The sequence below is a fragment of the Ancylobacter sp. GW821-FHT10E12 genome (assembly GCF_058809335.1).
In genome coordinates this window covers 152323-171247 of record NZ_JBXASN010000012.1, presented here as the reverse complement: position 1 = coordinate 171247, position 18925 = coordinate 152323, and the positions used below count along the sequence as shown (strand labels likewise).

At 69.8% G+C, this 18925-nt stretch carries 16 protein-coding genes; 6 read left to right on the top strand and 10 right to left on the bottom strand.

Going from position 1 to position 18925, the window contains the following annotated elements; genetic code table 11:
- Positions 1 to 37 precede the first annotated feature (37 nt).
- From AC1RU4_RS17460 to AC1RU4_RS17420, 9 genes are all read right to left on the bottom strand, one after another.
- Positions 38 to 2347, bottom strand: coding sequence for a xanthine dehydrogenase family protein molybdopterin-binding subunit (locus tag AC1RU4_RS17460; protein ID WP_492892388.1), 2310 nt, complete (start codon positions 2345 to 2347; stop codon positions 38 to 40).
- Positions 2340 to 2801 (bottom strand): (2Fe-2S)-binding protein, encoded by a 462-nt coding sequence (locus AC1RU4_RS17455; RefSeq protein ID WP_492892387.1) that lies wholly within the window; start codon positions 2799 to 2801, stop codon positions 2340 to 2342. The genes AC1RU4_RS17460 and AC1RU4_RS17455 overlap by 8 nt, the downstream gene beginning before the upstream one ends.
- Before the next feature lie 61 nt (positions 2802 to 2862).
- Positions 2863 to 4164, bottom strand: a complete 1302-nt coding sequence (locus AC1RU4_RS17450; protein WP_492892386.1) for a c-type cytochrome — start codon at positions 4162 to 4164, stop codon at positions 2863 to 2865.
- A 217-nt stretch (positions 4165 to 4381) separates the two neighbouring features.
- Positions 4382 to 5218, bottom strand: a complete 837-nt coding sequence (locus AC1RU4_RS17445) for an alpha/beta fold hydrolase (protein ID WP_492892410.1) — start codon at positions 5216 to 5218, stop codon at positions 4382 to 4384.
- A gap of 510 nt (positions 5219 to 5728) precedes the next feature.
- Entirely contained in the window at positions 5729 to 6961 is a 1233-nt protein-coding gene (locus AC1RU4_RS17440) for a Zn-dependent hydrolase (protein WP_492892385.1), read from the bottom strand.
- A 76-nt stretch (positions 6962 to 7037) separates the two neighbouring features.
- Complete coding sequence (locus AC1RU4_RS17435; RefSeq protein ID WP_492892384.1) at positions 7038 to 7859, bottom strand: amino acid ABC transporter ATP-binding protein; 822 nt, start codon at positions 7857 to 7859, stop codon at positions 7038 to 7040.
- Positions 7856 to 8695: an amino acid ABC transporter permease gene (locus tag AC1RU4_RS17430; protein WP_492892383.1), complete on the bottom strand. Its 840-nt coding sequence runs from the start codon at positions 8693 to 8695 to the stop codon at positions 7856 to 7858. The genes AC1RU4_RS17435 and AC1RU4_RS17430 overlap by 4 nt, the downstream gene beginning before the upstream one ends.
- 41 nt (positions 8696 to 8736) lie before the next feature.
- Complete coding sequence (locus AC1RU4_RS17425; protein ID WP_492892382.1) at positions 8737 to 9579, bottom strand: ABC transporter substrate-binding protein; 843 nt, start codon at positions 9577 to 9579, stop codon at positions 8737 to 8739.
- Positions 9580 to 9642: 63 nt separating this feature from the next.
- Positions 9643 to 10557 (bottom strand): polysaccharide deacetylase family protein, encoded by a 915-nt coding sequence (locus tag AC1RU4_RS17420; protein WP_492892381.1) that lies wholly within the window; start codon positions 10555 to 10557, stop codon positions 9643 to 9645.
- 269 nt (positions 10558 to 10826) lie between these two features.
- Between AC1RU4_RS17420 and AC1RU4_RS17415 the strand changes: the two genes are divergently transcribed.
- From AC1RU4_RS17415 to AC1RU4_RS17390, 6 genes are all read left to right on the top strand, one after another.
- Entirely contained in the window at positions 10827 to 11492 is a 666-nt protein-coding gene (locus AC1RU4_RS17415) for a TetR/AcrR family transcriptional regulator (protein ID WP_492892380.1), read from the top strand.
- A 122-nt stretch (positions 11493 to 11614) separates the two neighbouring features.
- Positions 11615 to 12619, top strand: a complete 1005-nt coding sequence (locus tag AC1RU4_RS17410) for a dimethylarginine dimethylaminohydrolase family protein (RefSeq protein ID WP_492892379.1) — start codon at positions 11615 to 11617, stop codon at positions 12617 to 12619.
- A 2-nt stretch (positions 12620 to 12621) separates the two neighbouring features.
- A complete protein-coding gene (locus AC1RU4_RS17405) occupies positions 12622 to 14211 on the top strand; it encodes a zinc-binding metallopeptidase family protein (RefSeq protein WP_492892378.1) in 1590 nt (529 codons plus the stop codon).
- A 20-nt stretch (positions 14212 to 14231) separates the two neighbouring features.
- Positions 14232 to 14897, top strand: coding sequence for a nitroreductase (locus AC1RU4_RS17400; protein WP_492892377.1), 666 nt, complete (start codon positions 14232 to 14234; stop codon positions 14895 to 14897).
- Between the two features lie 20 nt (positions 14898 to 14917).
- Positions 14918 to 15691, top strand: a complete 774-nt coding sequence (locus tag AC1RU4_RS17395) for a class II aldolase/adducin family protein (RefSeq protein WP_492892376.1) — start codon at positions 14918 to 14920, stop codon at positions 15689 to 15691.
- On the top strand, positions 15688 to 17310 hold the full coding sequence (locus AC1RU4_RS17390) for a thiamine pyrophosphate-dependent enzyme (protein ID WP_492892375.1): 1623 nt from the start codon (positions 15688 to 15690) through the stop codon (positions 17308 to 17310). The genes AC1RU4_RS17395 and AC1RU4_RS17390 overlap by 4 nt, the downstream gene beginning before the upstream one ends.
- Positions 17311 to 17370: 60 nt before the next feature.
- Here the strand turns inward: AC1RU4_RS17390 and AC1RU4_RS17385 are convergent, their stop codons facing one another.
- Positions 17371 to 18855 carry a DMT family transporter gene (locus AC1RU4_RS17385; RefSeq protein WP_492892374.1) on the bottom strand — a complete coding sequence of 495 codons (1485 nt, stop codon included), beginning with the start codon at positions 18853 to 18855 and terminating at the stop codon, positions 17371 to 17373.
- Between the last annotated feature and the right edge of the window lie 70 nt (positions 18856 to 18925).

Genomic DNA, 18925 nt, shown 5'->3' with positions numbered 1-18925 from the left:
CTGAGCGCCGCTATGGACGGGGCGTCGCCGGCGCGGCTCAACCCGCCGACGCCAGCGCCGCGCGTACCGCCTCGGGCGTGATCGGCAGGTGCCGCAGCCGCACGCCGACGGCGGCGAAGATGGCGTTGCCGATCGCCGGCGCGATCACCGTGGTCGCCGGTTCGCCGAGGCCGACCGGCACCTCGATGCTGTCGACGAAGCTGATGTCCATCTCCGGCACGTCGGCGATGCGCAGCGGCATATAGGTGTCGAGATTGGTGTCGCGCACCTCGCCCTTCTCGAAGACGGTGCCCTCGTGCAGCGCCATGCTGAGCCCCCACAGGGCGGCGCCTTCCGTCTGCGCGAGGGCGCCGCCGGGATCGACCACGGTGCCGGCATCGGTGACCAGCGTCAGCTTCTCCACCCGGACCGTGCCAGTCTTCCGGTCGACGTTGACGCGGGCGGCGCAGGCGACCCAGGTCGGCATGTCGCGCTCCTGGCCGAAGCTGGTGGCGAGGCCGAGGCCGCTATCGGCCGGCAGCTTCGCGCCCCAGCCGGCCTTCCCGGCGGCGAGGCGCACGACATTGGCCTGCCGCAGCGCGCCGTCCACCGAACTCGGCGCCGATCCGGCATTGCGCCCGGCGCCGTCGAGCAGCTTGAGCCGGAAGGCGACCGGATCGATCCCGGCATGATGCGCCGCCTCGTCGATGAAGCTCTCCAGCGCCCAATTGGTCCAGCCGGGCCCGACTGAGCGCAGCCAGCCCGGCCGGAAGGCGGAATTGGCGAGGTCGTTGGAGATGGCGCGCACTTTCTGCGCCCCGACGCTGTACCAATGGTCGGCGCCGGAAATGGCGAAGGGGTCGAAGGGCTGGCCGTTGGCTCCCTTGGGCATGAAGAACGGCGCCATGACCTGCGTCGGCCAGCCGGCGGCGGCATCGTGCTGCATCGCCGTGACCTCGCCCGCCGGGCCGAACGCCATGCGCAGCTTCTGCACCGAGGGCGAGCGCACCGAATCGAAGCGGGTATCGTCCGCCCGCGTCAGCACCATCTTCACCGGCTTGCCGAGCGCCTTCGCCGCCAGCGCGGCGGGCACCGCATAGTCGCCGTTCAGCCGCCGCCCGAAGCCGCCGCCGATCAGGTAGGTGCGCATGACGATGCCGGTCTCGGGCCGCCCGAGCGCCTTGGCCAGCGTCGGCAGGATCAGGCTCTGCCACTGGTTGCCGGTATGGATCTCGAACACGCCGTCCTTCTCGAAGGCCAGCGCATTGACCGGCTCGAGCTGGAAATGCAGCACGGTGGAGGTGGTGTAGGTCTGCTCCAGCGTCGTCTGCGCCGCCTTGAAGGCGGCCTCGACATCGCCGCCGCCGGTATCGAGCACCGAGCCGGCATCCGGCATGGCGATCAACTGCGCGGCGCGATCCTGGATGTCCTTCTCGGAGACGGAAGCGGTGGGGCCGGGCGTCCAGTCCACCTTGACGAGATCGGCGGCGCGGATCGCGGCCGGGTAGCTCTCGGCCAGCACCATGACCCAGCCGGGCACGGTGTCGGAGGGGTCGTCGAGCACCAGATGGCCGAGATAGCCCTTGACCGCCCTGGCCGCGCCGTCGTCGACGGTCTTCACCTTCGAGCCGTTGCGGGTCGGGGGAATCTTCGGCCGGGCATAGACCATGCCGGGCACCCTGGCGTCGATGCCGTAGACGGCGGTGCCGTCGGTCTTCCGCGGGATGTCGAGCGCCGGCACCGGCTTGCCGACCAAGGTGCGCTCCGCCGCCGGCTTGATCGGCAGCCTGTCCATTTCCTCCGGGGTGAAGCGGCGGCCGGGCATGCCCTGCCGGACGATGTCGCCATAGGCGATCGTCCGGTCGCCCGCGACCACGGCGCCGTTGCGGACCGTGCAGGCCGCCGGCTCGACGCCCATGAGCCGGGCGCCCTGCTCGATCAGGGCGATGCGTCCGGCGGCGCCGGCCCGGCTGAACACCGGGAAGGTCTGCCACACCGACCAGCTGCCGCCGGTCACCATCAGCCCCCATCTGGGGTCGGTGTCGACATGGGTGATGCGCACCTTGTCCCAGTCGGCGCCGAGCTCGTCGGCGAGGATGCGGGCGAGGGCCGTGCCGACATGCTGGCCCATCTCGGCGCGGATGATGTTGACGGTGACGATGCCGCCGCCGTCGATGGCGAACCACAGGGTCGGCTCGAAGAGCGGGCCGGGATCGACGGGCGGCACCCCGCCCGGCACCGCCGGGTCCATCGCCGCCTCGACCGCCCTGGGAAAGCCGAAGGCGAGGCCGGTGCCGGCCATGGCGACCAGAAAGCCCCGCCTCGTGAGCGAGGCGCCGCTGTCGTCCGGGCGGATGAGCCTAGCCACGGGGCGCCTCCTCGGCTGCCTTGCGGATCGCCGCGCGAATGCGCGCATAGGTCATGCAGCGGCACAGATTGCCGGTCATGACGGCATCGATTTCCTCGTCCGAGGGCTTGGGATAATCGGTGAGCAGCGCGGCCGCCTGCATGATCTGGCCGGACTGGCAGTAGCCGCATTGCGGCACCTGCAGGTCCTGCCACGCCTTCTGCACCGGATGGGCGCCGGCGGGGTCGAGCCCCTCGATGGTGGTCACCTCGGCGCCGGCGACGGCGCCGAGCTCGGTGATGCAGGAGCGCGTCGCCCGCCCTCCCACATGCACGGTGCAGGCGCCGCACATGCCGATGCCGCAGCCGAACTTGGTGCCGGTCAGGCCGATCTCGTCGCGGATGACCCAGAGCAACGGCGTGTCGGCATCGACATCGACCGAGACGGGCCGGCCATTGAGGGTGAAAGAGGTCATCGCCGCACGCTTCCCGACATTGTTCCGGTCCCCGACATCGTTTCCGGCCCCGACATCGTCTTCATGGCTGCCCGCGGCCCTGGGCGCGGATGGTCGAAACGGTCTTCTCCAGGTCCGGCCAGGGCGGATGGTCGGTGCGGGTGGCGCGCAGATGGGCGGCCAGGCGGGCGATGTCGGCATCGCTGAAGCCGGGCGCGAAGCCGGGCATCACCACCCCGGCAGCACCTTCCGGCGCCGTGATGCCGTAGAGCATCACCCGGATCAGATTGGTCGGATCGTTCAGGTTCACCGCGCTGTTGAGCGACAGGTCCGGCCGCAGCGCCTTGACCTCCCCGCCGCCATTATAGTGGCAGGAGGCGCAGGCGGCGGCGTAGAGCCGGTCGGTCGGGTCGTCGTGCGGCCCGGTGCCGGTGGCGCTGGCGGCCAGCGCGCGCTCGATGGCCGGCTGCGCCTCGCCGGCACGCGCCACGGCGTCGGACACCCCGGCGAGATAGACGCCGAGCGCCTGTATGTCGGCATCGGGCAGCTTGCTCAGCCCGTCATGCACCACCGGGGACATCGGGCCGGCGGCGACGCCATGGAACCGGCTGACCCCGCCGCGCAGATAGGCGACGAGCTCGTCCTCGCTCCACGGCACCGGCGAGGGATTGGCCCTGGTCAGCGGCGGCGCCACCCAATTGTCGATGGCGGCGCCGGCATAGGGCGCGCCGCGCTCCTCGGCGCCGAGCGGGTTGCGCGGCGTGTGGCAGGCGCCGCAATGGCTGATGCCCTCGGCGAGATAGGCGCCGCGATTCCATTCCGCACTGCGGTCCGCCTGCGCCTCGAACCGCCCCGGCCGGAAGAACAGCAGCTTCCAGCCGGCCTGCAGCGGGCGGAAATTCAGCGGGAAGGGGATGGTGTTCTCCGGCGCGGTCGCCCGCACCGGCGTCCGCGTCATGAAATAGGCATAGAGCGCGGAGACGTCGGTATCGGTGAGCCGGGTGAAATGATCATAGGGAAACGCCGGGAACAGATGCGAGCCGTCGCGCGCGACGCCCTCGTGCATGGCGCGCCGGAACGCCGCCTCGGACCACGTGCCGATGCCGGTTTCCGCATCCGGCGTGATGTTGGTCGAGTAGATGGTGCCGAAGCCGGTATGCATCGCATAGCCGCCGGCATAGGGCTGGCCGCCGCCTGCCGTGTGGCAGGTGGCGCAGTAGCCGGCCCCGGCCAGCCTTTCGCCGTGCGCGACCAGGTCGGCCGGGAAGCTGCCGGCCGCCGGCGGCGCGATCGGTGGAATGGCCGACCGCCAGGCCAGCACGGCAAAGCCCGCGAGCCCGATCACCGCCAGTCCGGCAAGTGCAGCGACAATCCTGCGAATCACTGATGCAAGTCCCTGTTGAAACTCGCCACGCGCAACCACGACCCCGAACCTACCCCGGACATGGATCGCTGTCTTGAACGGTTCCAGCCTACTTTAGACTGTGCGCATATGCGGGAATTTCGCGTTCGCACGGCGTCCGGCGAAGGCCCTGGAAAGCGCTCCGGCCGCCTCGGGGGCGGCCGGAGATGGGTCTCGGCAGCGGCCGGCGAAAGGCCGGTCAGCCCTTGATGAAGGCGAGCAGGTCCGGGTTGAGCACGTCGGCATGGGTGGTGAGCATGCCGTGCGGGTAGCCCGGATAGATCTTCAGCGTGCCGTGCTTCAGCAGCTTGGCCTGGAGCAGGCTGGCGTCGGCATAAGGGACGATCTGGTCGTCGTCGCCCTGCGCCACCAGGGTGGGCACGGTGATCTGCTTGAGGTCCTCGGTCTGGTCGGTCTCCGAGAACGCCTTGATGCCGTCGTAATGCGCCTTGGCGCTGCCCATCATGCCCTGGCGCCACCAATTCTCGATCACGCCCTGCGAGACCTTCGCGCCTGGCCGGTTGAAGCCGTAGAACGGGCCCGAGGGGAGATCGATGTAGAACTGCGCGCGATTGGCGGCGAGCGCGGCGCGCAGGCCGTCGAACACCTCGATCGGCAGGCCACCCGGATTGCCCTCGGTCTTCACCATCAGCGGGGGAACGGCGCTGATGAGCGCGGCCTTGGCGACGCGGCCCTGCGGCTGGCCGTATCTGGCGACATAGCGGGCGACTTCGCCGCCGCCGGTGGAGTGGCCGATATGCACGGCATTGCGCAGGTCGAGATGCTCAACCACGGCCGAGGCGTCGGCGGCATAATGGTCCATGTCATGGCCGCCGCTGACCTGCGCCGAGCGGCCATGGCCGCGCCGGTCATGGGCGACCACGCGAAAGCCCTTGCCGAGGAAGAACAGCATCTGCGCGTCCCAGTCGTCCGACGACAGCGGCCAGCCATGATGGAACACGATCGGCTGAGCGTCCTTCGGACCCCAGTCCTTGTAGAAGATCTCGACGCCGTCCTTGGTGGTTACCGTGCTCATGATGGGATTCCTTGCGGGTAGGGGATTTGAAGCGGTCTGTGCGAAGGCGGGAAGCGCCGGCAGGGCGGCGAACAGTGCCGCGCCGGCACTGAGGGTGAGGAGATCGCGGCGCACCGGATCGATCGGCGCGTGGGAATCGGGGTCTGTCATCGGTCGCTCGCGGGATCGGGCCGGCCGGGAGCTGGCCATCCATGTGGGGTTGCGTCGGCGGGGTTGCGTCGGCGGGGGGCATCGGACCCGGCGTCCCAGCGGGGGGCCGGATCGTTCATGTCCTGCTTATCGGCCATGCGGGCCGGCCGATCTTGCCGGATGGCTCGAAATTATCGCAATCGCCGCATGCCGATGCGCCGCGACCGGAAACTGCCGGCGCGCACGGCGGGGAGGAGGGGCGTTGGGGGGCGTTCCGCCGGGATCGGTGTCGCCGGGGCGACGGAGACGCCGGCCGGACGCGCGAACCTCGTTCGAATCTGCCAGCGCCGTCGATGGCCGCGCCCTCAGGGCGCGTCGGCGTCAGGACGCGTCGGCCTCGGCATAGGCGAGGACGGCGTTGAGCAGGGTCTGCGCGCCGGCGGCGCAATGCTCGGGCGTGGCGCTCTCGGCCGGGTTGTGGCTGAGCCCGTCCTTGCACGGCACGAAGATCATCGCCGTCGGCGCGACGCGCGCCGCATAGACCGAATCATGGCCGGCGCCGGACACTATCTCGCGGGCGGGGTAGGCTTCCTGCGCCGCGCCGGCGGCCACGGCGGCGACGCAGCCGGCATCGAAGGTCACCGGCGGGCTGTCCCAGATGCGGGTGAGCCGGGCCGGGTTCTGCCGGAAGTCCGGCCCGGCGAGGAAGGCCTCGACCGCCGCCTCCATGCGGTCGAGCGCCGCCGGCTCGGGGTGGCGCAGGTCCAGCGTCAGCCGGACCCGCCCCGGCACCACGTTGCGCGAGGCATCGGCAATGCCGATCTCGCCGATGGTGGCGAGCCCGCCTTCCGCCATCGCGATGCGCCGGGCCTCCAGGATGAAGCCGGCGGCGGCGGCGAGCGCGTCGCGCCGCATCGCCATCGGCGTGGTGCCGGCATGGGCGGCGCAGCCCTCGATCTCGAGGTCGTACCAGCGCATGCCCTGCACGCCGGTGACGATGCCGATGGTGCGCTCCTCGCGCTCCAGCACCGGCCCCTGCTCGATATGCAGTTCGAACATCGCGCCGAGCCGCACGGTGCCGACCGGCAGCGCGCCGCGATAGCCGATGGCGTCCAGCGCCTGCCCGAAGCCCGTGCCGTGCGCGTCGGTCGCCGCCCGCACCTGATCGGCGGTGAACACGCCGGCATGGGCGCCGGAGGAGGCCATGGCCGGGGCGAAGCGCGAGCCCTCCTCATTGGTCCAGTTGACCAGCATCAGCGGCCGGCGGCTGACATAGCCGGCCTCGTCGAGGGTGCGCAGCACCTCCAGGCCGGCGAGCACGCCGAGCACGCCGTCGAACTTGCCGCCGGTGGGCTGGGTGTCGAGATGGCTGCCCATGGCGACCGGCAGGGCGTCGGGGTCGCTGCCGGGCCTGAGCGCGAACATGTTGCCGAGCTCGTCTATGGTGACGGTGCAGCCCAGCGCCTCGCAGGCGACGCGCAGCCAGTCGCGCACCTGCCGGTCCTCCTCGCCCAGCGCCAGGCGGCGCACGCCCCCGTCCGCCGTGCCGCCGAATGCCGCCGTCTCCATCAGCGTCGCCCACAGGCGGTCGGCATCGATCTTCAGATTTGTCATCGCGACGCTCCCAAACGAGGATCATAGCCGGAAAGCGGCAAACGCGGGGAGGCGGCACGCCGCCGCGTCCGGCGCGTCACCCGCGGGTGAGCACCGTCTTGAGGAAGTTGCGGGTGCGCGGCTCCCTCGGGTCGCTCATCAGCGCCTTGGCCTCGCCGGTCTCGACGACGCGGCCCTGGTCCATGAACACCACCCGGTCGCCGACGTCGCGGGCGAAGCCGAGCTCGTGGGTGACGACGATCATGGTCATGCCGCTGGCGGCGAGGTCGCGCATTACCCCCAGCACCTCGCCGACCAGTTCCGGGTCCAGCGCCGAGGTCGGCTCGTCGAACAGCATCAGCCTGGGCTGCATGGCGAGCGCGCGGGCGATGGCGACGCGCTGCTGCTGGCCGCCGGACAATTCGGAGGGGTAGGCGCCGGCCTTGTGGGCGAGGCCGACCCGGTCCAGCAGCAGCATGGCGGCATCATGCGCCTCGTCGCGCCGGCGCCGCAGCACCTGCACCGGCCCCTCGGTGACGTTCTCCAGCGCGGTCATGTGCGGGAACAGGTTGAAGCGCTGGAACACCATGCCGGTCTTGCGGCGCTGGCGGGCGATCTCGCCGTCGCTCAGGGGATGCAGGGCGTCGCGGACCTTGCGATAGCCGAGCAGCTCGCCGTCGAGCCAGAGCCCGCCGCTGTCGAAGCTCTCCAGCTGGTTGATGCAGCGCAGGAAGGTGGTCTTGCCGGACCCGGACGGCCCGATGATGCACACCACCTCGCCGGGCATGACGTCCATGGTCACATCGGCGAGCGCCTGATGCGAGCCGAATGTCTTGCCGACCCTGACCGCCGAGACGATGGGGCCGGTGGCGAAGGAGCCGGGAGCGAAGGAACCGGGAGCGGGCGTGTTCGGGCTCATCGGGCGCCTCCCGTGCCGAAGCCGCGTCCGAAGCGCTTTTCGAGCCGGCCCTGGACGAGGGTGAGCACCGAGACGACGACGAGGAACCAGAAGGTCGGCACCATGAGCAATTCGATGACCTTGGCGTTGGTGTAATAGATGTCCTGGGCGCTGCGCAGAATGTCGCCGAAGCCGATGATCGAGGCGAGCGCGGTCATCTTGACGAGGCCGATGAACTCGTTGCCGAGCGGCGGCACCACGATGCGCATCGCCTGCGGCAGGATGATGCGCCTCAGCGCCGTGCCGCCGGTCATGCCCATCGCCTTGGCGGCCTCGTACTGGCCCTTGTCGACCCCGAGCATGCCGGAACGGATGATCTCCGAGACATAGGCGCCTTCGTTCAGCCCGAGCCCCAGCAGCGTCGCCACCACCGGCGAGATCACGTCGACCGTGCGGAACTCGAACAGGCCGGGAATGCCGATGCGGGGGAATACCAGGGCGAGGTTGAACCAGATCAGCAATTGCAGGATGACCGGCGCCCCGCGGAAGAACCAGGCGTAGAACACCGCCGCGCCGCGCAGCACCGGATTGGCGGAGCTCCGCGCGACCGCGCAGCCGAGCCCGATGGCGATGCCGAGCGCCATGCAGGCGAAGGACATCCACACGGTGTTGAACAGGCCCCACATCACGGTGGGCCAGAACAGGTATTCCCAGGTCGTCGCCCAGTCGATCCGGCCGAGCGCGAAGGCCCGGACCAGCAGGAAGGCAAGAACGAGGATCGCGACGATGGCCGCGATCCTCCCGTAATGCGGCCGCCTGACATGGCGGAGGCGCGCTATGTCAAGCTCCTCCGCCATGGACGGCCCCGCGCGCGAGTGATCGGCGTGGGGCGCTCCGCTCACGGCTGCGGCCCGGCGTTGAGGGTGGCGTCCTTGTAGGCGGAAATGTCGAGCTTCCACTTCTTGATCAGTGCGTCATAGGTGCCGTCGGCGATCACCTTCTTCAGCGCGACGACGAAAGCGTCGCGCAGCACGCCGCCATCGGCATCCTTGTTGAAGGCCATGCCCATCAGCGCCGAGGAGATCGGCTCGCCGAGGATCATGTAGACGCCCGGCTCGGTCTGCACGATGGTCGGCACCGCTTCCAGGCCCTGGACGGCGGCCACCGCCCGCTCGGTCTTGAGATTGGTCAGCTGCTGGCCGAGATCGGTGTCGATCATCACCGTGATCGGCGCCTTGCCGGCGCAGATCTTGTCGGAGAACGCCTTGATGGTCTCGGGATAGGAGGTGCCGCGGGTGGTGGTGACGGTCTTGCCGCACAGGTCGGCGAGGGTCTTCACCTCGGCATTGGCGGCGAGCGAATAGAACTGCGCGCCCGCCTTCAGATAGTCGATGAAGTCGAACATCGGCCGGCGCTTCGGCGTGTCGTAGAAGCCGCTCATGATCATGTCGACGCGGCCGGACTGCAGCGAGGGCGTCATCTGCTCGAAGGCGCCGTCCTGATACTCGATCTTCACCCCGAGCACCTTGGCCATCGCCGCGCCGAGATCAATGTCGAAGCCCTCGAGCTCGCCGGCCTTGTTGCGCATCTCGAGCGGCGGGTAGCCGGCATTGAGGGCGACGCGCACCACTTTCGACGTCTCGATGGAGGGCGGCAGGGCCTGCGCCGAGGCGCTGGCGACGCCGAGCGGGCCGATGAGGCCGAGCGTCGCGACTACCGTAAGGATCGTCCTGTTCAGCATTGAAGTTCCCTTTGTCTGGATTCGGCATTCAGCCTTGTCGATCGGGTGATAGGCGGCAGGAGCTCAGCGGCTCGGCCGCGCCAGCTGCGGCACGGGCTCGGGCCAGAACGGCAGGCGCTCGACCGTGGGGGTCCACTCGCCCCGCGCGATCAGGCCGTCGACATGGGCGGCCATCTCGGCGAGGGTGGCGAACCACACGTCGCCCTTGGCCTGCATGTACGCGATGAGTTCGACCATCGCCTCGGCGCGGGCGAGGCGGCCGGAGACGAAGGGATGCCAGATCGCCGCCCAGACGCCGCCATGGTTCCAGGCGGCGTCGAACTCGGCGCGGAAGACGTCCATCGCCCGCGCCGGCGACTGGATCGTCATGCCCATGTTGAATTCCTTGAGGTTCACATATTGCGGCCAGTCGTCGAGCGGGTGGTCGGACGGCAGTTCGACGAGGCGGCCGGCCTTGCCCTCGATGAGGTAGGGAACGTCGTCGCCGGCCAGCGACGCGTCATAGGCGAAGCCGTGCTCGATCAGCAGGTCGAGCGTGTGCTCGGAGAACGCGCCCGACGGGCAGCGATAGCCGGCCGGCGGCTTGCCGGTGACCTTCTCGATCGCCGCCATGCCGCGCTCCAGCACCGCCCGCTCGTCGTCGCGCGACAGCTGGTTCGGCCGCTCGTGCAGCCAGCCGTGATGGCCGAGCTCATGGCCGTCGGCGAGCAGGGCGTCGATGGCGGCGGGATAGGCCTCGATGCACCAGCCCGGCACGAAGACGGTCTGGCGGAGGCCGAAATGCTTCCAGATCCGGGCGATGCGCGGAATGGCGACGCGGGCGCCGTAGCGCAGCGAGGAGGAGAGGTTGATGCGCCGCGCCGCGTCGTCGGGGTAATAGAGGTGAAGCAGGCTTTCCGCGTCGAAATCGAACGAGAAGCACACCGCGCAGCGCGCGCCGTTCGGCCAGGGGGGCGGATTGTCGATCAACTGGAGCATGCACCACTCACATGAGGCCACGCGGGGCGAGCCGGTCCGCCGGGGGCGGGCACCGCGCCATCCGCACCGGCCGGGCGCCACGCTCGGCAACCGGCCATCGGCGGCTGAAGCGAGGAATGGCCCGACATCGAGCAAGGCCATGGCTGCAGCGCCGACGTCCGCTATAATTCGGAGGGAAAAGTTTATCGTCAACTCTATTTTTAGAGCAGAGTACATCTCGCGCCGGCGCGCCGGTTCGGCTAGAAGACAAGGGAAATCGGGAGAGAGGGATGGCCATGGCCGGCGGCAGGCTAAGAGAGAAGCACAAGCGGCTGAGGGCTGAACAAGTTTTGGACGCGGCCGAGCATCTCTTCAGCCAGAAGGGCTACGAGGCGACGCGCATCGAGACGATCGCGGAAAAGGCGTCGGTGGCCCCGGCCACGGTCTACAACTACTTCGCCACCAAGCCGAACCTGCTGATGGAGCTGGCGCTGCGCCATGTGCACGCCGCGCTGCCGGAGCGGCGCAGCTTCATCCGCAACCTGCCCGACGATCCGATCGCCGGCATGCTGGCCTTCGAGCGCCTGCTGGCCGAGCAGGCGATGCGCCACCTGTCGCGCGAATCGTGGCGGGTGATCATGTCGGCGCAGTATCTGGAGCCCGAGGGGCGCGCGAGCCGCACCGGCGCGCGGCTCAACACGCTGATCAAGCGGCACTATATCCGGCTCATCCGCACCTACCAGCAGCGCGGCCGGCTCGACCCGCAGATCGACGCCGCCGTGCTGTCGGAACTGATCGTCGGCATCACCACCTTCTTCTTCGGCAATTTCGTCTCCAGTTCCGGCGGCACCGTGGAGGAGATGCTGGCGAAGGGCGCCGAGCATATCGAGCTCATCCTGCGCAGCCTGGTGCGCGTGCCCGTTGCCGGTCCGGCGCCCCTCGCTCCGGCAGGCTGAAGGCGCCGAATGAATTTGGAGTAGACTCCAATTTTCTGTTGCAACGCGGCGATCCCGCTCCTACGCTTCCTGTCGACGCATCGTTCCGATGCAAGAGATCATGTGAAGTTCGGGAGCCTGAATTGGGCGCGATCACGGAAAACGAGTGGCGCTACAACCAGTTGATCAAGCAGTTCCCCTCGGAGGCCGAGCCGGCCTTCGAGGACGAGGAGCAGCTCACCCGCTGGTGGGGGCGCAAATGGGGCTGCACCAATGACGTGGGGCAGCTGCGCGTCGTACTCATGCACCGCCCCGGCAACGAGGTGAATGTCGTCGATACCGCCAGGCGCCTCGACAGCAACGCCTTCGGCGACACCCAGACCGGCTGGTACTGGCGCGGCACCGAGGGCCCGGACCTGCCCGCCATGCAGGCCCAGCACGACGGCTACGTGGCGGCGCTGCGCGCCGAGGGCGTCGAGGTGGTGTTCATCGACGAGGCCGCGCCCGGCCGGATGAAGACCTGCTACACCCGCGACGCCGTCGTCGCCGTCGGCGGCGGCGCCATGGTGATGCGGCTCGGCCCGCGCATCCGCCGCGGCGAGGAACTGCCGGCCACGCGCACGCTGGCGAGGATCGGCTGCCCGATCCTGCGCACCATTTCCGGCGCCGGCGTCGCCGAGGGCGGCAGCTTCTGCTGGCTGAATTCCAGGACCGCCGCCACCGGCGTCTCCTCGCGCACCAATGACGAAGGCGCGCGGCAGATCGAGGAAGTGCTGCGCTCGCAGGGCGTGGAGCTTCTCAAGGTGCCGCTCACCGGCTACCGGCTGCATATTGACGGGCTGTTCGTGATGATCGCCCCCGACCTCGCGCTCGCCAATTTCACCCTGCTGCCGTTCTGGTTCATCGAGAAGCTGAAGCAGCTCGGCATCTCGCTGATCGAAATCCATCACGAGGACGACGCCGCCATCATCAATTCGCTCGCCGTGGCACCCGGCCGGATGCTGATGCCCGAGGGCGTGTCCGGCTACACCATGGACAAGCTCGCGCTGCACGGGGTCGAGGTGGTCACCGTGCCCTATGACAAGGTGATCTCCGGCGGCGGCGGCCTGCATTGCTCGACGGCGCCGCTGATCCGCGACGAGGTGTGATCATGGCGGGCGCAATGGACTGGAGCCCGGCCCAGGCGGCGGCGCTCGGCTTTCTCGGCGAGCGCCATGCGGCGTTCTCCGCCGACCATATGACGATCTGGAACCTGCACGAGCCGTCCTGGCGCGAGTACCGTTCCTCCGCCTGGTACATGGACCGGCTGGAGAAGGAAGGCTTCGCGGTGGAGCGCGGCACCGCCGGCATGCCCACCGCCTTCCGCGCCCGCTGGTCGAACGGGCCCGGCCCGGTGATCGCCGGCTATGCCGAGTATGACGCGGTGCCGGGGCAGGCGCAGGCGCCCGTCCCCTACCGCGCCCCGCGCCCCGGAATGAGCCCGCGCGCGGCCGGCCATACCGATCCGCATTCGGCGCTCGGCATCGGCTCCTTCGCCGGCTTCCTCGCCGCCAAGCACGCGATGCAGACGCACGGCATCGGCGGCACGCTGGTCTATTTCGGCGAGCCGGCGGAGAAGATGTGCGGCGCCAAGCCCGTCCACGCCGCGCATGGCTTCTATGACGGGCTCGACGCCGCGTTCAGCTTCCACCCGCACTCGTTCCCGGCGCTGACCAATGGCTGCTTCTGGGAGACCACCAGCGCCCCTTACTGGAGCCGCATCTACACGTTCGAGTGCGAGAACCCGGAGACGTGGCAGAACGAGGCCTCGGGCGGCGGCGTCAGCCATGTCCACGCCATGGCGCGGGCGCCCGGCGCCATCGACGCGGTGTGCCTCATGTACACCAACTCGAAGATGATGAAGGAATCCATGCTGCCGCATTCGGGCTCATGGACGCTCAACGAGTTCATCCCCATTGCCGGGCAGGCGGCCGCCGACAACATCGCCCCCGGCATCGGGCAGATCCAGTATTCGATGCGCGCCCCGACGCTGCCCATGTGCGAGGCGGCGTTCGCGGTGCTGGACCGCAATGCCGACCATATCGCGGCGATGACCCATTGCACGGTGGAAAAGGCGTGGATCACCAAGACCCGCGCCGGCCTGCCCAACAAGGCGATGTCGAAGCTGACCTTCGCCAATTTCGAGAAGCTCGGCGCGCCCCGATGGTCGGACGAGGCGAAGGACTTCGCCCGCCGGATTCAAGGCTCGCTGGGGCTGGAGCCGGCCGACGAGCCGTTCCTGCCGGGCCTCGAAAAGCTCACCCCGCCCTGGGAGGCCGAGGAGGCGTTCCGCGCGCAGCTGCCGGCCTGGCAGCTCAACTACGCCGCCGACGACTATGTCGACTACACCTGGCACGCGCCGACGGTGCGGCTCTACGTGGCCCGCCCGACCCTGCAGGCCACGCAGCCCGGCTATCGCTACCCGGAATGGGTGCGCCACGCCATGGGCGGGGTGCCGGCCTGCATCGACCCGATGTGGAGCAAGGCCGCCGCGGTGATCGCCACCTCCATTCTCGACCTGATGATGAGGCCCGAGGCGCTGGAGGCGGCGCAGGCCGAGTTCCGCGAGCGCACCGGCGGCGGCATCGGCGGCACCGCATGGGTGCCGCCGCTGCTGCCGGCCGATTTCGAGGCGCCCATCGGCTATCGCTGGCCGGAATATGTCGAGACGCCGCGCGGGCGCGAATGGAGCGTGCCCTGATGGCTGACGGGCGGCCGGCCATGAGCGTGTCCGAGGCGGTCGAGGGCCGGGTGTCGGTGCGCGCCTTTCTCGACCGGCCGGTCGAGCGCGGGCTGGTCGAGGACATCCTGCGCCGGGCCGCCCGCGCGCCGTCGGGAGGCAATCTCCAGCCCTGGGCGGTGCGCCTCGTCGACGGCGCCGAGATGGCCGATCTCAAGGCCCTCATGCGCCGGCGCCTCGTCGAGACGCCGGATGGCGAGCCGATGGCCTATTCCTTCTATCCCTCGCCGCTGAAGCCGGCCTATCTCGCCCGGCGCCGGCGCAACGGTGAAATCCTGTACGGCGCCCTCGGCATCGACCGGGAGGACGCCGTCGCCCGCAAGGCGTGGATCGACGGGAATTTCCAGTTCTTCGGCGCGCCGACCGGAGTGATGCTGTTCGTCGAGCGGGCGTTCGGCGCCTCGCAATGGCTCGATCTCGGCATCTATCTGCAGACGGTGCTGCTCCTGCTGCGCGAGGCCGGGCTGGACAGCTGCCCGCAGGCCGACTGGGCGATGTACGAGGCGACGGTGAAGGCGTTCCTCGACGCCCCGGCCGATCTCGCCCTCGTCTGCGGCATCGCCATCGGCTATGCCGACCCCGACCATCCTGAAAATTTCGTCCGCACCGAGCGGGACGATCCGCTCGCTTCCTTCCTGATCCGTTGACCGATCCCCGGAGCCCTGCCATGGCCATTCCCGCCGTTCCTCCCGCCCCGCCGCCGCCCGGCTACCAGCCGACCGAACAGGAACTGCGCGAGGACCTCGCCGCCGCCTATCGGCTGATCGCGCATTTCGGCATGTCGGACACGGTGTTCACCCATCTGTCGGTCCGCCTGCCGGGCGATGGGCATCGGTTCCTGGTCAATCCCTACGGGCTGCTGTTCGAGGAGATCACCGCGAGCTCGCTGGTGGCGGTCGATGCCGAGGGCGAGCCGACCCAGGCCACTTCCTGGCCGGTCAATCCGGCCGGCTTCGTCATCCACTCGGCGGTGCACCGCGAGCGCGAGGACGCCGCCTGCGTGATGCATACCCACACGCTGGCCGGCATGGCGGTGGCCGCGCAGGAAGGCGGGCTGCTGCCGCTCAACCAGATGAGCATCGAATTCTACGACGAGGTCGGCATCCACGACTATGAGGGCATCGCCGCCGACGACAATCTGAGCGAGCGCGAGCGGCTGGTGCGCGACCTCGGCGCCGGGCACGCGCTGATCCTGCGCAATCACGGCCTGCTCACCGTCGGCGCCACCGTCGCCGAGGCGTTCTACTGGATGTATTACCTGGAGCAGTCCTGCCGCCTGCAGATCGCCGCGCAGTCCGCCGGCGTGCCGCTCTCCATGCCGCCGACGCAGGTCGTCGCCCGCACCGCGAAGCAGTTCTCCGGCGAGAGCAACAAAGGCTGGCTGCCGTGGCAGGCGCTGCGCCGCAAGCTCGACCGCGACCAGCCGGACTACCGCTCGTGAGCGAGGCCGCGGCAGCGACGACCGGCGGCGAGGCGGTCGTCGCCGCGCTCAGGGTCAACGGCGTCACCACGCTCTACGGCGTGCCCGGCATCCAGCTCGATCATCTGTTCAACGCGCTGCATGGCGCGCGGGACTGGCTGACCATCGTCAATGCGCGCCACGAGCAGGGCGTCGCCTATATGGCGCTCGGCCACGCGCAGTCGACCGGCGAGCCGGGTGTCTATGTCTGCGTGCCGGGGCCGGGCTTCCTCAACACCGCCGCGGCGCTCTCCACCGCCTATGCGGTGCGGGCGCCGGTGCTGGCGCTGATCGGCCAGATCGCCGGGCCGGCCATCGGCGTCGGTGGCGGCGAGCTGCACGAGCTGCCTGACCAGACCGCCATCGTGAAGGGCCTGACACGCTGGAGCGGCATCGCCCGGACGCCGGAGGAGATTCCGGCGCTGATGCAGACCGCCTTCGCCAAGCTGAAGGCCGGCATCGCCCCGGTGGCGGTGGAACTGCCGGCCGACGTGCTGAAGGCCGTCGCCGCGCTGCCGCCGGCCCGCGCGGCGACGGCGCCCGCCCCGAAGCCGCCGGCGGCGGCGGAGATCGCCCGCGCCGCCGCGCTGCTGACGCAGGCCAAGGCGCCGCTGGTGTTCGTCGGCTCCGGCGCCTATGGCGGGGAAGCCGCGCTCCGGCCGCTGGCGACGCATCTGGAAGCCCCGGTGGTCGCGCATCTGCAGGGACGCGGCCTGCTGCCGAGCACGCATCCGCTGGCCGTCGGCTTTGCCGAGGGCGAGCGGCTGTGGGACGGCGCGGACGTCATCCTCGCCGTCGGCACCCGCTTCCATGAGGCGCGGCGCAATTGGGGCGAGCGGGCGCATCACCGCGTCATCCGCATCGACACCGACCCGGCGCAGTTTTCGCGCGGCGCCGCCCCGGAGATCGCCATAGCCGCCGATGCGCCGCTCACCCTCGCCGCGCTGGCCGGGGCGGTCGAGGCGGCCGGCCCTGCCAAAACCGGCCGCGCCGACGCCATCGCGGCGCTGAAGGCGGAGATCGCCGGCGCCTTCGCCGCCCGCCTCGCGCCGCAGATGGCGTTCATCCACGCCCTGCGCTCGGTGCTGCCCGAGAAGGCGCGCATCGTCGCCGACTATACCCAGATCGGCTATGTCGCGACCGCCGCCTTCGACGTGACGGCGCCGCGCCTGCTGCTCACCCCCGGCTATCAGGGCACGCTCGGCTTTGCCTATGCCACCGCGCTCGGGGCCAAGTCGGCCAATCCCGACGTGCCGGTGGTGGCCCTGTGCGGCGATGGCGGCTTCCTGTTCACCGGCAACGAGCTCGCCACGGCGGTGAAGCATGGCATTGCCGCCGTCGGCGTGGTGTTCGTCGACGGCGCCTTCGGCAATGTGCGGCGCATGCAGGAAGGCCTTCATGGCGGCAAGGTCGTCGCAACCGACCTCGCCAACCCGGACTTCGTGCGCTTCGCCGAGAGCTTCGGTGCCAGGGCCCGCCGCGCCGAGGGCGCAGCGGCCTTCGCCGAGGCCCTGCAATGGGCGATCGAGCAGAAGGGGCCGACGCTGATCGAGGTGCCGGTGCCGACGTTCCCGGATCCCTGGAGCCTCGTCGAGCCCTGACCGGCCGATGCCGCATCAAGCCGAGGAGGGCCGGGCCGCCTGCGACCCGGCCCCTTCGTTTCAGGCCGCCGCCGGATCGGTGATCTGGTGGTCGTAGGGGTCGCCCCTGGTCACGGAGGGCACGATCTTCACCGTGCCGTCGGCGTTGACCGTGAAGCCGCGCACGCCGGCATAGGAAATGGCGTTGTCCTCCAGCAGCTTCTGCGCCACGTCCTCCTGCCCGGCCGGCACATAGACGAAGAAGTGCTTCACGCCGGTCGGGGTGTCGTCGTCGGCCAGCGCCGAGCCGGCCTTCATATAGGCGACGCTCGCCGGCCCGATGTTCATCTCCACCTCGCCGAGCTCGCGCACCCGGCCGGTGCCGTCGGTAATGACGATGTCCGGGTAGTGATCGCCGGCCGGGGTCGGGATCGCGATCCTGGCCTCCGGCACGTTGGTGGTGGTCACGTAATCCGCCGCCCAGGTGGTCTGGCCCGGGAAGGGGAAGCGGAACCTGGCGATGTAGTTGACCACGAGGTCGTGGGTATCCTTCGACATGCTTGTCTCCTGTTGCGAAGGGGGAAGGAAGGGGGCGAGGGGGAGCGAGGGCACCGCCGCGATCTCGGCGGCGGTGGCGGGCGCGGAACGCGAGGACGCGGCGCCGGGATTTTCCAGCAGCACCACCTGCACGCCGGAAATCAGCACCAGCACGGCGCCGAGGGTGATGAGGGCGGTCGGCACATCGCCGAACATCAGGTAGCCGAGGCCGAAGCCGCTGAGCAGCGCGCCGTATTCCAGCACCGCCAGCACATGGGCGGGAATGCGCCGCGCCGCCTCGTAGATGGCGAACTGGCCAGCGCCGCCGACGAAGCCGATGAGCGCGATGCCGTAAATGTCGGCCCAGGACATCCGCCAGCCCAGCCACGGCAGCTGCACCGCCGAGGCCAGCACGAAAACGCCGTTGACCACCGCGACCTGCACGAGGCTGCTCTCCTCGCTCGCCATGGAGCGCAGCATCAGCAGCGCCGCCGCCCATAGCGCCGACGAGACCAGGGCGAGCGCCACCGCCGGCGACAGTTCGAACCGCACCAGCCCGCTCGCCAGCACCACGCCGACGAAGCCGACGAAGATCGCCAGCCAGTGCCGCGGGCTCGGCCACTCGCCCAGCACCGGGCCGGAGGCCACCGCGACGAAGATCGGCGAGACGAAATACAGCGTCACCGCCTGGGCGAGCGGCAGGGAGCGCATGGCGAGATAGAAGGTCGTCCAGGCGGCGAACATCACCAGCGCCCGCACGATCATCGTGCGCTTGAGCGGCGAGCGCACGATGCGGCGGACCACCGTCGTCCGCCCGAGCGCCAGCGCCAGCATCATCACCGTGAAGCTGCGCACCAGCAGCACCTGCGCCACCGGCATGTGCTCGATGAAGCTCTTGGTCAACGCATCCTGCAGCGGGAGCAGGAGGTTGGAAGTCATGATCAGGCCGACGGCGATCCAGAACGACGCCCGGCCGATGGCGGGCGACGCGTCCGGCAGGGTCGGAAAACGGGTGCGAGCTTCATTCATGCGGCGGAAGGGGATCAATGGCGGTGGCATCGGTTCCCGGATCGCGGATCGACGATCCGCCAGCCGGGAA

What these genes read in the sequence shown, in the direction of transcription:
- AC1RU4_RS17455 (WP_492892387.1), bottom strand. Translation starts at nt 2,801, where the DNA reads ATGACCTCTTTCACCCTCAATGGCCGGCCCGTCTCGGTCGATGTCGAT.
- AC1RU4_RS17445 (WP_492892410.1), bottom strand. Translation starts at nt 5,218, where the DNA reads ATGAGCACGGTAACCACCAAGGACGGCGTCGAGATCTTCTACAAGGAC.
- AC1RU4_RS17440 (WP_492892385.1), bottom strand. Translation starts at nt 6,961, where the DNA reads ATGACAAATCTGAAGATCGATGCCGACCGCCTGTGGGCGACGCTGATG.
- AC1RU4_RS17435 (WP_492892384.1), bottom strand. Translation starts at nt 7,859, where the DNA reads ATGAGCCCGAACACGCCCGCTCCCGGTTCCTTCGCTCCCGGCTCCTTC.
- AC1RU4_RS17430 (WP_492892383.1), bottom strand. Translation starts at nt 8,695, where the DNA reads ATGGCGGAGGAGCTTGACATAGCGCGCCTCCGCCATGTCAGGCGGCCG.
- AC1RU4_RS17425 (WP_492892382.1), bottom strand. Translation starts at nt 9,579, where the DNA reads ATGCTGAACAGGACGATCCTTACGGTAGTCGCGACGCTCGGCCTCATC.
- AC1RU4_RS17420 (WP_492892381.1), bottom strand. Translation starts at nt 10,557, where the DNA reads ATGCTCCAGTTGATCGACAATCCGCCCCCCTGGCCGAACGGCGCGCGC.
- AC1RU4_RS17415 (WP_492892380.1), top strand. Translation starts at nt 10,827, where the DNA reads ATGGCCATGGCCGGCGGCAGGCTAAGAGAGAAGCACAAGCGGCTGAGG.
- AC1RU4_RS17405 (WP_492892378.1), top strand. Translation starts at nt 12,622, where the DNA reads ATGGCGGGCGCAATGGACTGGAGCCCGGCCCAGGCGGCGGCGCTCGGC.
- AC1RU4_RS17400 (WP_492892377.1), top strand. Translation starts at nt 14,232, where the DNA reads ATGAGCGTGTCCGAGGCGGTCGAGGGCCGGGTGTCGGTGCGCGCCTTT.
- AC1RU4_RS17395 (WP_492892376.1), top strand. Translation starts at nt 14,918, where the DNA reads ATGGCCATTCCCGCCGTTCCTCCCGCCCCGCCGCCGCCCGGCTACCAG.
- AC1RU4_RS17385 (WP_492892374.1), bottom strand. Translation starts at nt 18,855, where the DNA reads ATGAATGAAGCTCGCACCCGTTTTCCGACCCTGCCGGACGCGTCGCCC.